Source organism: Micromonospora foliorum, from assembly GCF_022229015.1.
Taxonomy (GTDB): Bacteria; Actinomycetota; Actinomycetes; order Mycobacteriales; family Micromonosporaceae; genus Micromonospora; species Micromonospora foliorum.
The window spans coordinates 1-15,428 of record NZ_JAKKFF010000199.1 but is presented as its reverse complement, the minus strand read 5'-3'; the positions used below and the strand labels follow the sequence as shown (position 1 = coordinate 15,428).

Here is a 15,428-nt window from a genome sequence, read left to right as displayed (position 1 = left end):
GCACCCGCACGCGCCCGCGGCGCGCCCGCCCGCGGTGCGGGCGCGCTGCGCGGTCGCGGAGCCGTGTATCCCACCACCGGAGACCGGGGCGCCGACGTCGTCGGATCCATCCAGCGCGGGTCGTCATCGGCCAACCGAGTACCGGACCAGAACCCGTCTTCCCGGCTCGGCCACCCCTCGGCCGCCACCGAGCGATCGGAGCGCGGCGCCAGCGTACGGTCCCACTGGTCGTCCTCGATCGCGGACCGCTCCCACTGGCCGGTGCGGTCCGACCGTTCCCAGCCACCGACGCTCTCCACCGCCGACCACTGCCCGCTGAGGTCCCCGCTGTCCGCGCCGGCCGACGGCGGCCATGCGTGCACGCCCGAGGCGTCCCACGGGTCCACCGCAGGCGGGTACGACGGTTCGGGCTCCGCCACCCGGTCCGATCCGCGGGCCCACGGGTCGGCCGCCGGGCGGGACCAGGAATCCTCCGCCGCACGTCGGCTACGCCGGCTGGGACGGCTCGGCTCCTGGTCCGGCACCTGCTCGCTCTGGGCGGACTCCAACTCCCCGCCCGACCAGATCACCTGCGGACGGCCAACGGGCGCGCGGCGGGGACGCCGGTCCGAGACAGCCCCAGAAACCGGCTCGTCCTCCCCGGCGTCGGCCCGTCGGCGGCCGGCGTAACCCTGATCCTGCGGCCGGTCGAGCGTCCACTCTCGGGTGTGGTCCGAATCTGGCGCCGGACCGATCGCCGCCTGCTCTCGCCGACGCGTCTCGCCGCCCCGTCGCCGACCACTCGACGACTCGGCGGACCGCCGGCCCGCGCCGGACGTCGGCCGCTCGGGCTCGTCCTCATCCTCGTCCGGTGCCGCGTGGCGACCGCCGCCATCCGCGTGCCGAACCCCCGACTCCAACGCCCACCGGGGCAGGTAGGCGTCGACAGGCTCGTCCTGGCCGCGGTCCAACGCACGCCGTCGGCTGGAGGTGCGGTAGCGCCCGTCCTCGTCGTACGGATCAACCGGAACAGACGCCGCGCGTTCACCCCACGAGGCGGTTGGCTGGCGCTCGCGCGGGCTGCCATCGCCGCGTCCCCAGTCCCGGTAATTCACGGCCGGAGTGTGACCCTTCTGAACCGAAAGCGGAATCCGCTGTCCAGGTGTAGCCGTTCGCTGGAGATAGTACGGGACGATCGTGTCACAGGCCCGACCGAAATATTCTCCTCCACAGGCTGGGGAGCATGTTTCCCCAGTTCAGCGACTTATGGCCGAGAATTCCCCAATGGTTGTCCACAGGCTGTGCACACGCTGCGCACATGCTGTCCACCGGGATCCACAGGTTGTCCCGAGGCTCGTCCACCGGCGTTGTTGAGTCTCTGACCTCGGGGTCCGTATGGTTGGCCCTCGACCGCCGGCGATGGCCCCCGATCGACCGGCCCGGTCGGACGGAAGTGTCGTACCCCAGCGGTAGAGCTGGGGTTGGATCCGGCGCAGTGGAGGGGGGACCCGTGTCGGTCACCGACGACATGCGGGCAGAGCCACGCTCCGGCGGAGGCCAGCCACCTGCGCAGCGGGATGGCCAGTTCGACAAGACCCCGCCCCAGGACGTCGCCGCCGAGCAGTGCGTCCTCGGCGGCATGCTGCTCTCCAAGGACGCCATCGCCGACGTCGTCGAGATCCTCAAGACCAACGACTTCTACCGGCCGGTGCACGCCACCATCTTCGACATCATCCTCGACATCTACGGCCGGGGTGAGCCGGCCGACTCGATCACGGTCGCGGCGGCGCTCGCCGACTCCGGGGATCTGGTGCGCATCGGTGGCGCCCCGTACCTGCACACGCTCATCGCCAGCGTGCCCACCGCCGCGAACGCCGCCTACTACGCCCGCATCGTCAGCGAGCGGGCGGTGCTGCGCCGGCTGGTCGAGGCCGGCACGAAGATCGTGCAGCTGGGCTACGGCACCGCCAGCGGCGGCAGCCGCGACGTGGACGACGTCGTCGACCTCGCCCAGCAGGCCGTGTACGACGTCACCGAACGGCGGGTCAGCGAGGACTTCGCGGTCCTGGCGGACATGTTGCAGCCGACGCTGGACGAGATCGAGGCGGTGGGCGCGACCGGCGGCATGATGACCGGCGTCCCGACCGGCTTCAGCGACCTGGACCGACTGCTCAACGGCCTGCACGCCGGGCAATTGATCATCGTGGCGGGCCGGCCTGGTCTGGGCAAATCGACCGCAAGTATGGACTTTGCCCGAAATGCCGCGATTCGCGCAAACCAGGCGGCCGCCATCTTCTCGCTGGAAATGAGCAAGGTCGAGATCGTGATGCGGCTGCTCTCCGCCGAGGCGCGGGTGCCGCTGCACGTGCTGCGCAGCGGTCAGCTCTCCGACGACGACTGGACCAAGCTGGCCCGGTGCATGGGCGAGATCAGCGAAGCACCGCTCTTCGTCGACGACACACCGAGCATGAACCTGATGGAGATCCGGGCCAAGGCCCGTCGGCTCAAGCAGCGGCACGACCTAAAGATGATCGTGGTCGACTATCTCCAGCTGATGACCTCACCGAAGCGCACAGAAAGCCGCCAGCAGGAGGTCGCCGACCTGTCCCGTGGCCTGAAGCTCCTGGCCAAGGAGGTCGAGTGCCCGGTGATCGCGGTCAGCCAGCTGAACCGTGGCCCCGAGCAGCGCACCGACAAGCGACCCCAGCTGTCCGATTTGCGCGAATCTGGCTCAATTGAGCAAGATGCCGACGTTGTCATCCTTCTGCATCGCGACGACTACTACGACAAGGAGTCGCCGCGAGCCGGGGAGGCGGATTTCATAATTGCTAAGCATCGGAATGGGCCCACCGACACGGTGACCGTCGCGGCCCAATTGCACCTGTCCCGCTTCGTCGACATGGCCATCGGATGAGGGATACAGCTTTTCGTCTGTCGCCGGCGCAAATAGCGGCGGTTGTTGAACGTGCGAAGACGGGCGAGAGTCTGACTCGAATTGCGAACTCGTATGGCGTCAGCAGGCAGGCTGTCCGTGGCCTACTGAAACGGCGAGGCATACCAGCTCGGTCGAGGGCAAAATTGACCCGACCCGGAACGTTCAGAGGCGGTCAGACAATACTCCGAAGGCCTGTCCATAGCCGAGGTAGCAAAGAACTTCGGACTTACGGAGCCGGGGATGCGTGGCCTGTTGGTCCGCCGTGGCGTTGTACTCCGGAGGACCGTTCACACGCTTCGACACGACGCGTTCGACCTGTTGACACCAGACGCGTGCTACTGGCTCGGGTTCCTCTTCGCCGACGGATGCGTGACCTACCGGCCGGGCCATCTCCCGCAGATCTCAGTGGGGCTTGCCCAGCGGGACCACGAACACCTTGTCTCGCTGCGCACCTTCCTGGGTTCGACCAGTAGCATCTCGGCACCAAGTCCCACGCACGGCTCGTGCCAGTTCTCGGTGCGCTCGACCCGCCTCGCGGAGCGCATGATGGCGCTGGGGAGGTATGGCGGCCCGCTCGACGAACGGCTGACCGAATCACGTGACTTCTGGCGCGGGGTCGTCGACGGCGATGGCTCAATCGGTCGATACCGCCGACCGAATCCTAGTCAATCGACATTCTCTCAGTTTAGGCTGGTAGGCAGCAAGCGCCTGCTCGATTCGTTTGCGGCCTTCCTTGAGGGGAATGGTATCTTTGGTCTCTCCGTTCGGCCGCACAAAACGATCTACACGATCGGGACAACGTGCGGGCCGGCCGAAAAGATAGTGGCTTTGCTGTACACGGGCGCGACCGTCGCGTTGGCGCGGAAAGCCGAGATCGCGAAGACGATTACCGGCAGTTGACTGAGCCTTCGGTTTGACTCTTGTTTCCTTCGATACGAACGACGGCAGGTCAGCCCAGCAGTGGGAACCAGCCCGCCGACTCACCCAGCTCCAGCCGATCCCGGTCGGTCAGCGGGACGCGGCCGGTGGCCTTCAGCAGGAAGTCGTGGTCGTCCCACGCGGTGGGTCGAACGGTGTCGTCGCTGAGCAGGCCGTCCATGGTCGCCACCGCGACGCGTACCGCCAGTGGTCCGGGTGGCGGCGCGTCGGGCAGTTCCAGCGTCAGGTCCAGGTGGTGGACGACGGCCTCGGTGGTCAGGGTGGCGAGGAAGTCCGGTACGCGCAGCACGTGTCCCTGCGTCGTCACGTACCCCTCGGGGTCGGCTGACGCGGCGGCGCGGACCGCCGCCGGGGCGGTGTCCTGCCAGAGGTCGACGATGCCGGTCGGACGGTCGAAGGCGGCGGCCGAGCGGCGTACCCACCAGGCGTGCCGGGCAGCCTGGTCGTCGCCGCCGGGAAAGTCACGCCAGTAGCTCACGTCGTCGACGTCGGCGGGGCCGTCGGCGGGGCTGGCCAGGGTGACGAGTGCCCGCTGCGCATCGCCGAGCACGTGCAGGAGCAGGTCGGCGATGAGCCAGCCCCGGCAGCGGGTCGCTCGTTGCAGGCCGGCGTCGTCCAGGCCGGCGACCACCGCGGTGATCCCGTCGTACGCCTGGGCCAGCGCCTCGTCCGCCCTGATCGCGGTCATGCGATTCAGCCTCGCATGAAGTGTCGCGCCCGCCAACGATCAACGACCCGGGTGATGTGCCCGGGCCGACGCGTGATCGACCCGGGCGGTAGATCGGCCTGGGATCAGCCGAACATCTCGTCGAGGAAGCCCTTGCGCTTCTTCTGCCGGTAGTGGCCGTGGTAGCCGTGGTGTTGCTGCTGCTGCTGCTGGTGGCCGTAGGCCGGCTGCGGCGGGTAGCCGTGGGCCGGCGGGGGCGGCGGCGGGACGGCACCGTAACCGGGCTGGTGCGGCGGGGGCGGCGGGGGCGGGTAGCCGCCCGGCTGCTGCGCGGGTTGCCCTGGCGCGCCTCCGGTCTGTTGGCGGCTCCAGTTGGCCTCCGCCTCGAACAGCTTCTCCAGCTCGCCGCGGTCCAGGAAGATGCCTCGGCACTCCCCGCACTGGTCGATGACGACGCCGCTGCGCTCGTACTGGCGCATTTCTCCGTGACACTTGGGACAGGTGAGGCTACTCATCGCCCGACGGTACCCGGTGGACCTATGCAGTTGCTGTGAGCGCCTCGGTGACTTCCTCGTCGGACACCTCGTGGAAGTCGTCGTAGTAGACGCTCACCGCGCCGAAGTCCGCCGGGCGTTGGGCACAGATGACCTGGTCGGCTTCGGCGGCGAGCAGTTCGTACGCCTCCTGCGCGCCGACCGGGACCGCGACCACGACCCGGTGTGCCCCGAGTTGGCGGACGACCTCGACGGCGACGCGGGCGGTTGCGCCGGTGGCGAGGCCGTCGTCGACGATCACGGCGGTCCGGCCGGTGAGGTCCACCTGTGGGCGGTCGCCCCGGTAGAGCCGTTCCCGGCGTTCCAGTTCGGCCTGCTCCCGATGGCGGACCTCGGCGATGTCGTCGCTGCTGAGTCGGCTGGCCACCGCGTCGTTGAGCACCTGGACACCGCCCGGCCCGAGTGCGCCGAAGGCGACCTCCCGGGCCCACGGCATGCCGAGCTTGCGGACGACAAGCACGTCCAGTGGCGCGCCGAGCCGTTCGGCGACGACCCGGGCGACGGGCACGCCGCCACGGACGAGGCCGAGGACGACGACGTCCGGTTCGCCGATGAGTGCGGTGAGCCGTTCGGAGAGCATCCGGCCCGCGTCGGCCCGGTCGCGGTACGTGGTCATGCCTTCAGGTCTACGCCCTGACGGGCGGTTCCGCTCGGAAGTTACGCCGAAGTGGTCCGACCGGACCGCTCGTCGGGAACCACGGTGGTCGGCGTGTCGACCGGGCGGTGCAGGGCGGGTGCCCAGGTCAGCAGGGCCAGCGGGTACAGCAGGTAGCCGAAGCGGGTCGTCGGCATCAGGGCGATGGCGGCGAGCAGTCCGTACCCGCAGATGACTGCGGTGGCGACGGCGGTGCGGGGCGGGCGGCGGACGAGCCGGACGGCGATGGCGACGCCGGCGGCGACCAGCAGCGCGGCGGCGACCAGTCGGCCGGCGGGTAGCGCGCTGGCGATCAGATAGCCGGGGAACGGGGACTGCGCCGGGCTGGTGACCAGCCCGTGGCCGAGGGGGAAGCGCAGCACGTTCTCGATGAGGGCGTCGCGGTCCACCAGCAGCGCCGGCAGTAGTGCGGCGATGGGCAGGCCGATGGCGCCGGCGGCGACCCGGGTGCCGGCGCGCCGGGTCAGACCCCAGACGATCAGGACCAGGGCGACCGGCCAGGCGAAGAGCTTCAACGCGCCGGCGAGCCCGACCGCGAGGCCGGCCCGGCCGGGTCGGTCGGCGGCGGCGAACGCGAGGGCCAGCAGGCAGAGCGCGAGTACGGGTAGGTCGTCGCCGCCGGTGGCGAGGGTGAGGGCACAGATCGGCAGTACGGTGGCGGCCTGCACGCCGCGCAGCAGGGCGGCGTCCCGCTGCCGGGTGGCGGCGGAGGTGGCCTGGCCGGCGGTGACCGGTTTTCCGCGGAGGGCGGCCACGGCCAGGGCGAGCGCCAGCGCGGTGCCTACCGCGAACCAGACCCGGGAGTCGGTCCACCAGGTGTCGAGCAGCGCCCTGGGCAGGCCGAACATCGCCATGCCGGGCTGGTACGGCGTGTAGCCCATCAGTTGCTCGCCGGGTGGCAGGGCGGCGATGGCGTCGGGTCCGAGGTAGGGCGTGCCGTGTTCCAGGAGGCGGCTGCCGGCGTGCTCGACGACCAGCACCTCCTCCTGGGCCCGGTCGGTGCGCCCGCCGGCCCGGTCGATGCTCTGCCAGGCCAGGGGCAGCAGGCTGGTGGCCGCCCAGGCGAGGCCGGCGACGGTCCAGCGGGCTGGCAGCCCGGTCAGCCGGGAGGTCGGGGAGCGTCGACGCAGCAGGAGTTGGGCGATCACCGTCAGCGTTGCGAGCAGGTAGCCGACGGCGGCGACCGCGCCCCAGGCGCGGTGCGGCAGCAGGGTCGAGGTGACCGCGGTGATTGCGGCGAAGGTGGCCGAGACGGCGTAGAGGCCCAGGTCGAGGGCGAGTCCGCCGGCGGCGTTGTCGAGCGTCCGCCAGTGCCAGCGACGGCGGCGGGCGGTCGGGTCGTCGACGATCACGCGCGACAGTCTGGCAGACCTGGCTGCCCGCGTGGCGGGCCGATGCCAGCTCAGGCGGGCAGGTGTGGGAGGCGGTCGGGCCGGGAGCGGCCGGCCTGGCGGCGGTTCTGGCTCAACCGGATCACCGCCCCGGCGTCGTGCAGTGGCGCGGCCAGGGTGCCCGGTCGGCCGCCCGAGCCGCGCTGCATCGCCGCGAGCAGGGTGCCGGACGGCATCGGCCGCGCGAACAGGTGCCCCTGGCCGGCGACGCAGCCCAACTCCCAGAGGGCCCGCCGCTGCGGCTCGCTCTCCACCCCCTCGGCCACCACGGCCAGGTCGAGGCTGCGACCCAGGTCGAGGGTGGAACGGATGACGGCGGCGGCCTCCGCCGAACTCTCCATCGTCGTCACGAAGCTTCGGTCGATCTTCAGCTCGTGTACCGGGATCCGGGAGAGCAGCGAGAGGGACGAGTAGCCGGTGCCGAAGTCGTCCAACGCCAACCGGACTCCCTCGTCGCGCAGTCGGCTGAGCACCCGGTCGACCACGTCGAGTTGGCTGAGGGTCAGCGTCTCGGTCAGCTCCAGGACCAGTCGGTCCGGTGGTAGGTCGTGGGCGCGGAGGCGGGCCAGCACCGATCCGGGGAACCGCGCGTCGAGCAGGCTGCGCGGGGACACGTTGACCGCGACCGGCACGTCGAAGCCGGCGTCGCGCCACGTCACGGCCGCGATCAGCGCCTGGTCGAGGATCGCTTCGGCGAAGGCCGGTAGCAGACCGGAACGTTCCACCGCCTCCAGGAAGCGCAGCGGGTCGATCATGCCGTGGGTGGGGTGGTGCCAGCGGGCCAACGCCTCCGCGCTGGTCACCTCACCGGTGCCCAGGTCGACGATCGGTTGGAAGTTGACGACGAACTCGTGGTCGGCGACCGCGCGCGGCAGGTCACCGCCGAGGGTGAGGCGACCGAGGTCGGCGGTGTCCCGGGTCGGGGCGTACGTGGAGATCCGCTGCCCGGCACGCTTCGCCTGGTACATGGCCACGTCGGCGCGGCGGAGCAGCTCGGCCATGCCGCCGTTGGACGGGGCGCCGGAGATCCCGCCGCTGGCCTCGACGCTGATCCGCATGCCGTCCAGCTCGAATGGCTCGTGCAGGGCGGCGAGCAGCGTCTCGGCCCGGTGCGCGGCCACCGCCGGGGCCGGCAGGCTCCGCAGGAGTACGGCGAACTCGTCACCCCCGAGGCGGGCCACCAGGTCGGTGGCCTGGGCCGCACCGCGCAACCGGTCGGCCACCTGCACCAGCACCTGGTCGCCGGCGGCATGCCCGAGGGTGTCGTTGACCTCCTTGAAGTGGTTGAGGTCGATCAGCACCAGCGCGGTCACCCCGTCGGCGTGCCGGGTGCTCAACTGCTCGGTGCCCTCGTCGAGGAGGTGTCGGCGGTTCGCCAGGCCGGTCAGCGCGTCGTGCGAGGCCGCGTACGCGTGCTCGTCGGCGACCCGGGCCAGTTCGGCGTACGCCTGGGCGTTGCGGACGGCCGTGCAGAGCGCGGAGGCGAAGGTGCGCAGGGTGTACTGCTCCCGTTCGGAGAGCTGCACCGGGCCGCGGAAGCGCAGGCGAAGCAGCCCGACGTCGACGGTGCGATCATGGCCTTCCAGCGGCGCGGGGACGATCGTGCCGTCCACGTCGGTGGGCGTGCCGGTCGGGCCGTCGAAGGTGATGCCGCCGGTGCCACCGCGCACGGTGCGGCCGCCGTCGCGCAGCTCGATCTCGACCTCGTCGGCGGAGAACAACTCGGCGGCCTGGGTGACGGCGGTGGTGAGGACGTTGTCCAGGTCGACGACGTTGAGCGCGTCGGTGGTACGGGCCAGCCGCTGCCACGCCTGCTGCTCGGTGCGGCCTCGGATGCGTGCGGAGTAGGCCAGGTGCAGGCTCAGGACCAGGGGTGGGACGGCGAGCAGCAGCCGGGGGTCCATCCGGATGATCAGCAGCGTGCAGGCCGCAACGGCGAACCGCACGCCGAAGCCAGCGAGCCGAAGGTCGAGATTGCTGCGGAAATGCTTCGCGATCCTGGTCTGGGAGGCGAGTGCGATGACTGGGATGGCGAGCAGATCGTCCAGGAGCGCCGCGACCAGGTAGGCGAGCGCCAACGGCCCCAGCAGCATCAGGGGGGCCGTCCCCGTGGGCGGCCAAGTCCAGGTCGTCATCGCGAGTGCCGTGCCAGCGCCCCAGGCCACGATGACGTTCTTGCCGATACCGAAGGCTAGCTTTATCGGTGTGAGGCGAAGCGAGGCGAGGGCGATCCCGACTGCGGTGCAGAGCACGACCACTGAGGTCGGAGCGATGGCTGCACCGACGATGATCGCTGTCTCGTTCCAGCTGATCGACTGAGTCGTCGACCGGATCCGGACGCGAGCCTTTACCAGCGTGCCCAACGCGATCATGAGCGTGAGCATGGCCAGGACTGCGCCGTCGCTCACCGTCTCCAGCTTCGCTGAACGCAGTGCGGACGGAAGTGACGTGACGACGATGACCGCGGCAACAACGACGACGAGACCGACGAGCAGCAACAGCCGCCGATCGGTCTCAATCTCTCGTCGCTGAGGAAGGGTCATGCCGCTCCCGACGGACTGCCTGCGCGTTCTCGCAGCCTACTGCTCGGGCCCTCAGAAGTCCTGTGTCGAACTTGTCAGTTCCAGTCGGTGCCACGCATCGCGTTGCCCCCTTCTCCCGCTGCGTCAATTGGAGTACCTGTCCCCGGATGGGGATGTCTTCCTCCGAAAGGCAGCTTAAGAGCAGGAAGGGCGGGCTAGGAGAAATAAATGTCGGTATGCGCAACATTAGCCAAGTTGAAGCCTGTTTATCACGTTCTGTCCATCGTTACTGAACGGAGTGCGGTCGAGCTTGCCGGCGCTGGATTCAAGTGGCACCTTGCAACTGCGGACGGTATCCGACGAGGTTATGGGACGCGTTATTCCTTGAGTCTGAGGGTTCTTGAGGAGTTGCCTCATCCGGAGTTTGGTCAGGCGTAAGGGCGGCATGGGCAGAGGTAGCGTGGCCGTGGGTGCCAGCGGGGCAGGTAATGGTCCCAGCCTTCGCCGGGATCGTTGGCGACGACGGGTGGATAATCGAGTTTCGGCAGGCGGCGGTGCAACTTGCGACCGGCACCGTGCGGTCCCGGACTGGCATTCGCCCAACTCCTCGCGTCACTCCTGCTCACCCAACGGTCGTTGGTATCGCCCCGTAAGCGGTACGCCACCCCACGGGGTCGTACACTCCGTTGCGTGATCGGCTGAATACCTGATACGGCTGGCGGGGGCGGGTGGAGATTCAGGTTCTGGGCGGCCTTTCGGTGCAACTGTCTACCCGCCCGCTGCGCCTTGGTACACCCAAGCAGCAGGCAATCTTCGCAATGCTCGCCGTTCAGCCCGGTCGACTGGTGACAGTGGATGACCTCGTCGATGAGTTATGGTCCGATCGCCCACCGCGATCGGCCGTAGCGAATGTGCGGACCTATGCCGCCAATCTGCGCCGGACTTTCGAGGCTCTATCGGCCGGTCGCGGTGCCATCGAACGCCAACGCAACGGCTATCGACTCCTCGTGGACCCGGAACGGGTCGACGTCGTTCGCTTCGAGCTGGAACGGGACGCGGGGCGGGAAGCACTGACGGCTGGCCACCTGGACCGTGCCCGCGAGCTACTGGGGCACGCCCTGGCTCGGTGGCGGGGACCGATGCTCGCCGGCGTCCCGCTTGGGCCTCTCCTCACCTCCCGAACCATCGCGGCCGAGGAGGAGCGGCTGTTGACCGTGGAGCTTCTCGCCGACGTCCAACTGAGATCGGGCCGGGACGACCTGGCAATTCCGCTGCTGCGTGAAGTGGTGGCCCGCCACCCTCTCCGCGAGCCGGCCTACGTCCTTCTCATGCGTGCCCTGCACGAGCGCGGGGACAACGCGGAGGCGCTGGCGGCGTACGACGAGATCCGAACAACGCTGACCACGGAGTTGGGAGTGGGCCCCGGGGGCAACCTTGAAGAGTTGCGCCGCTCCATCGTCACGGCGATGTCGCGCCCAGGTTCCGGGCGTGCCGCCGTACGGGTTGGGGGAACTGGCCGGGCGCGCTCCGTGGCGGGCGGGGTGGGCGTGGCGGTCGGCGCGGCATCGGAGCAGGCGGCTCCGATCAACCCGGTGGATCACCTTCCCCGGGCGGTCACCGACTTCGTCGGCAGAGAGGACGTGGTGTTGCGGCTGCTCGCAGAGACCCGGCGGGTCGAGAAGCGGGTGCCAGCCGTGCACATCATCGATGGCATGGCGGGCAGCGGCAAGACGACCCTTGCCGTACATCTCGCCCGTCGGCTGTTTGATCGATACCCGGACGCCGCGTTGTTCATCGACCTGTGCGGGCACGGTGACAAGAATCGGATCGAGCCGGCGGGCGCCTTGTTCACCCTGCTTCGACAGCTTGGGGTGCCGGCCGACCGGGTTCCGGTGGAGTTCGACGACAGAGTGGAGTTGTGGCGACAGGAGTTGGCCCGCCGCAGGGCAGTGGTGATTCTCGACAACGCCGCGAGCAGCGAGCAGATCATGCCCCTGCTGCCGGCTGAGCCGACCACCGTTGTGTTGGTGACCTCGCGGCGACGGCTGTCCCATCCGGATGCCGGGCCGTCGCGGACCCTGTCGGTGATGAGCCCGCAGGAGAGCGTGGACCTGCTCTGCCTGAGCGTTGGTCGGGACAGGGTCGAGGCCGAGCCGGATGCGGCTGTCGAGGTGGTGCGTCGCTGCGGGTACCTCCCTCTGGCGATCCGGCTGGCCGGCGCCAGGCTGGCCCATCGGCGCGGCTGGCGGTTGGCGGACCTTGCCGAGCAGATGGCCGGCGATGCTCCGGTGCTGCACCATCTGGCTCAGGAGGAGAGCACCGTCACCGGAGCCTTCGCCGCTTCCTACGAACCGCTTCCGAGTTCGACCAAGCGTGTCTTCCGATTCCTGGGCCTGTATCCCGGTAGCCGCTTCAGCACGCCGGCAATCGCCGCACTGACCGGCCTGACGATCGCGGAAGCTCGCGCGGCGCTCGACGATCTTGTTGATCGGAACCTGGTCGAGGACTTGGACTCGACGCGCTATCGACTGCACGACCTCATGCGGCAGTACTCCAACGAACTGTGCTCGCATACCGAGTCCTCGAACGACCGCCGGCTCGGACTGGCTCGACTGTTCGACTTCACGCTGGAGGTCGTCCTGAAGGTCGCCGATCTGCTGGAGCCGGGCGTCATCAGATCCCAGGTGACGCACACTCCGTCCGGACAGCTCGAACTCGTCGAGGCCATAGGGGAGCCGACCGCTGACTGGTTGGAGGCCGAGCGGACGGACCTGCTGATGATGGTGTCGGCGGCGCGCGAGGCGGGGTTCTACCAGCACTGCTGGCAATTGGCCCGCGCTCTCTGGCGTTTTTGCTACATCCGCGGTTACTTCGAAGACATTATCCTGACCCACCGCCATGGGCTGGAGGCGGCGGAGGCTGCTGGGGACATCGATGCGCTTGCGCTGATGAACAACTACCTGGCATCCGCCTACGTCCGTACCGGGAACAAGCAGGGGGCGCTCGACCATCTGACACGCTCGGTCGACCTCTCTCGCAACTCGCGGGACGTGCTGAACTCGGCTCGGTATCGCGCAAACCTCGCCGCTGTCTACTGGTGGAGCGGTCACCTGTCCGAGTCGGTGAAGCTCGGTTTCGAGTGTTTGCGCGACAAGGTGTACGGGAATGTCGGCGGTTCCATCCTGCTGCCGAATCTGGGGCTGGCGCTGACCGCTCTGGGGCGCTACGAGGAGGCGTTGCGGATGCACCGCCTGCACCTGGTGTGGGCCCGGACAAACTCCGACGAGTTCCACACGCTCAACGCGCTCAGCCACATCGGCGCCGTACGTCTAAGAATGGGTGACCTTCCGCAGGCGATCCGAATTCTCCTGGCCTCGTTGGCCCTACGGGATCGCACCGGTCACCGGTACGCCGAGGCCGAGGTGCGCAACGACCTCGGGATCGCCTATCGCGGCCTGGGTCGTCTGGTGGAGGCCCAGCAGGAGCACGAGCTGGCCCGGAAGCTCTCGATCGGTTCGGGGGAGCGACACCTCGAGGCGGCTGCGCTTAACGAACTCGGGCGCACCCTGCTGGCGCAGGGGCGGGGTGACGAGGCGTTCGAGGTGCACCAGGAGGCGTTGCGGTTGGCTACTCGGATCGCGCACCCGCACGAGCAGGGTCGAGCGCTGGCCGGGCTCGCCGAACACTTCGCCCGCGTCGACCCGGCCGAGGCCCGACGGCACTGGGAGCGGGCGTTGGCGATCTTCCGACGGATGGGCGTGCCGGAGCGCTTCGAGGCCCAACGCCGCCTCGCCGAGTTGACTGACGCGACCCTGGTCGCCGAGCGCTGGCCAGCCTGAACGTCGTTTATCGATTTCTTATCGGCAGGCTCGGTAACTTTCCGGCCGTATCGGCGAACGGGGGAGGTTCTGCCCCTGGGCAGAACCGGGTCGTCGACACGCGCCCGCTGCCAGGTCCCCCCAGCGACCTCGGCCGTGGGCCGGTGAAGGGAGGAGCGGCGTCGGACCGTTGCACCGTCAGCACCCGGTGCGGTCGGCGTGACGCCGCTCCTTCCGACCGTCGTCGTACCGCACCGATAGGCTCACGACCGTGACCGAACCCGCGCAGCTCAGCCACGTCGATCGCGCCGGCGCGGCCCGCATGGTCGACGTCTCTGCCAAGGCGGTGACGGGTCGGCTGGCCGTCGCGGCCGGCCGTTTGCGGACCACACCCGAGGTCATCGACCTGCTGCATCGCGACGGTTTGCCCAAGGGTGACGCGTTGGCCGTCGGGCGGCTGGCCGGGATCATGGGGGCCAAGCGCACCCCCGATCTGATCCCGCTCTGCCACCCGATCGCCCTGCACGGTGTCACCGTCGACCTGCGGCTGACCGCCGACACGGTGGAGATCACAGCCACCGCCCGCACGGCCGACCGGACGGGGGTGGAGATGGAGGCGTTGACGGCGGTTGCTGTCGCCGGTCTCGCCCTGGTCGACATGGTCAAGGCGGTCGACCCGGCGGCCTCGGTCGAGGCGGTCCGGGTGCTGCGCAAAGAGGGCGGCAAGACCGGCGAGTGGGTCCGTCCGGAGGACCGGCCGTGATCCGGGCTCGGGTGATCGTCGCTTCCAATCGGGCCGCGGCCGGCGTCTACGCCGACACCAGCGGGCCGCTGCTCGTCGCCGGCCTTCGCGAGTTGGGCTGCCAGGTCGACGAGCCGGTGGTGGTGCCCGACGGTGAGCCGGTCGGCGACGCCTTGCGGGCCGCCCGCGCCGACGGCGTCGACGTGGTGTTGACCAGCGGCGGCACCGGAGTGACCCCGTCGGATCGGACCCCGGACGTGACCCGGGTCCTGCTGGATTACGAGATCCCCGGCATCGCCGAGGCGATCCGCGCGCACAGTCGTGACCGGGTGCCGACGTCGGTGCTGTCCCGGGGCCTGGCCGGGGTCGCCGGCCGGATGCTGGTGGTCAATCTGCCCGGCTCGACCGGCGGCGCCCGGGACGGCCTGGCCGTTCTCGGGCCGATCCTCGGGCACACCGTCGATCAACTCCGCGGTGGGGATCACTGACCGCTCCGCGGCGGGGACCACTGACCGCTCCGCGGCCGAGCAGGGACCACTGCCGGTGCACGCCAGGCCCGGGCGGGTGTCGGTCCGGGCCGATAGGCTCGGTCGGTGAGCACGGAAACCGCACCCACCGCGGATCGGGTCACCGCACCCCCGCCGGCCGGGTGGGAGGAAGCGCGTTCGCGGGTCTACGCGGTCGGTCTGGCCGCCGCGCTGCCCGCCGCCGCCCGACCACTCGCAGACACCGACGGGTCGACCCTGGCCGAGCCGTTGACCACCCGCACCGACCTGCCGGCGTTCCCGACCTCCAGCGTGGATGGCTGGGCGGTGCGCGGCCCTGGGCCGTGGCGCGTCGTCGGCCGGGTCCTGGCCGGCAGCACTCCCGCGCCGCTCACCGAGGACGACACGACCGTCGAGATCGCAACCGGTGCGATGGTGCCCGAGGGCGCAACCGCCGTGCTCCGCGTCGAGGAGTCCGCCGCATCCACCACCGGCCTGATCAGCGGCACTCCCCGGAAGACGCCCGAGTGGCGGGAACCCGGCGAGGAGGCGTACGCCGATGAGGAGTTGTTGCCGGCCGGCACGCCGGTCGACCCGGCGGTGATCGGCCTGGCCGCCGCCTGCGGGCACGACACGCTGCGGGTCCGGCGAGCGCCGCGTGCCGCGTTGCTGGTCTTCGGCGACGAACTGCTGACGGCGGGCCCGCCCGCGGCCGGTCGCATCCGCGACGCGCTGGGTCCT

The 15,428-nt window shown here is 69.9% G+C and carries 11 protein-coding genes and 1 pseudogene; 6 read left to right on the top strand and 6 right to left on the bottom strand.

Features of this window, described 5'->3' with window-relative positions; genetic code table 11:
* Positions 1-1,094 (bottom strand): annotated as a pseudogene (locus tag PSH25_RS15935) (hypothetical protein); the annotation flags it as partial.
* Positions 1,095-1,489: 395 nt separating this feature from the next.
* Here PSH25_RS15935 and dnaB point away from each other — a divergent pair.
* Complete coding sequence (gene dnaB / locus PSH25_RS15930) at positions 1,490-2,893, top strand: replicative DNA helicase (protein WP_112639881.1); 1,404 nt, start codon at positions 1,490-1,492, stop codon at positions 2,891-2,893.
* Between the two features lie 261 nt (positions 2,894-3,154).
* Complete coding sequence (locus PSH25_RS15925) at positions 3,155-3,814, top strand: hypothetical protein (protein WP_238659838.1); 660 nt, start codon at positions 3,155-3,157, stop codon at positions 3,812-3,814.
* A gap of 49 nt (positions 3,815-3,863) precedes the next feature.
* Here PSH25_RS15925 and PSH25_RS15920 read toward each other — a convergent pair whose 3' ends face one another.
* The 5 genes from PSH25_RS15920 to PSH25_RS15900 all read right to left on the bottom strand — a co-directional run bounded on the left by PSH25_RS15920 (position 3,864) and on the right by PSH25_RS15900 (position 9,663).
* The gene (locus tag PSH25_RS15920; RefSeq protein WP_238659837.1) at positions 3,864-4,541 is read right to left on the bottom strand and encodes a maleylpyruvate isomerase N-terminal domain-containing protein; all 678 of its coding nucleotides are present in this window, start codon (positions 4,539-4,541) and stop codon (positions 3,864-3,866) included.
* 104 nt (positions 4,542-4,645) lie between these two features.
* Positions 4,646-5,035, bottom strand: coding sequence for a TFIIB-type zinc ribbon-containing protein (locus PSH25_RS15915; protein ID WP_238659836.1), 390 nt, complete (start codon positions 5,033-5,035; stop codon positions 4,646-4,648).
* A gap of 22 nt (positions 5,036-5,057) precedes the next feature.
* Positions 5,058-5,690: a phosphoribosyltransferase gene (locus PSH25_RS15910; RefSeq protein WP_238659835.1), complete on the bottom strand. Its 633-nt coding sequence runs from the start codon at positions 5,688-5,690 to the stop codon at positions 5,058-5,060.
* Positions 5,691-5,731: 41 nt separating this feature from the next.
* Positions 5,732-7,078 (bottom strand): glycosyltransferase 87 family protein, encoded by a 1,347-nt coding sequence (locus PSH25_RS15905; RefSeq protein WP_372492799.1) that lies wholly within the window; start codon positions 7,076-7,078, stop codon positions 5,732-5,734.
* Positions 7,079-7,131: 53 nt separating this feature from the next.
* Entirely contained in the window at positions 7,132-9,663 is a 2,532-nt protein-coding gene (locus PSH25_RS15900) for a putative bifunctional diguanylate cyclase/phosphodiesterase (protein WP_238659833.1), read from the bottom strand.
* Between the two features lie 707 nt (positions 9,664-10,370).
* Between PSH25_RS15900 and PSH25_RS15895 the strand changes: the two genes are divergently transcribed.
* The 4 genes from PSH25_RS15895 to PSH25_RS15880 form a co-directional block, all read left to right on the top strand.
* On the top strand, positions 10,371-13,481 hold the full coding sequence (locus tag PSH25_RS15895; RefSeq protein ID WP_238659832.1) for an AfsR/SARP family transcriptional regulator: 3,111 nt from the start codon (positions 10,371-10,373) through the stop codon (positions 13,479-13,481).
* 250 nt (positions 13,482-13,731) lie between these two features.
* Positions 13,732-14,223 carry a cyclic pyranopterin monophosphate synthase MoaC gene (gene moaC, locus PSH25_RS15890; protein ID WP_088987073.1) on the top strand — a complete coding sequence of 164 codons (492 nt, stop codon included), beginning with the start codon at positions 13,732-13,734 and terminating at the stop codon, positions 14,221-14,223.
* Positions 14,220-14,690, top strand: coding sequence for a MogA/MoaB family molybdenum cofactor biosynthesis protein (locus PSH25_RS15885; RefSeq protein WP_238659831.1), 471 nt, complete (start codon positions 14,220-14,222; stop codon positions 14,688-14,690). The genes moaC and PSH25_RS15885 overlap by 4 nt, the downstream gene beginning before the upstream one ends.
* 105 nt (positions 14,691-14,795) lie before the next feature.
* Positions 14,796-15,428 (top strand): MoeA family protein (locus tag PSH25_RS15880; protein WP_502361352.1); only part of this gene is annotated, 633 nt, incomplete at its 3' end.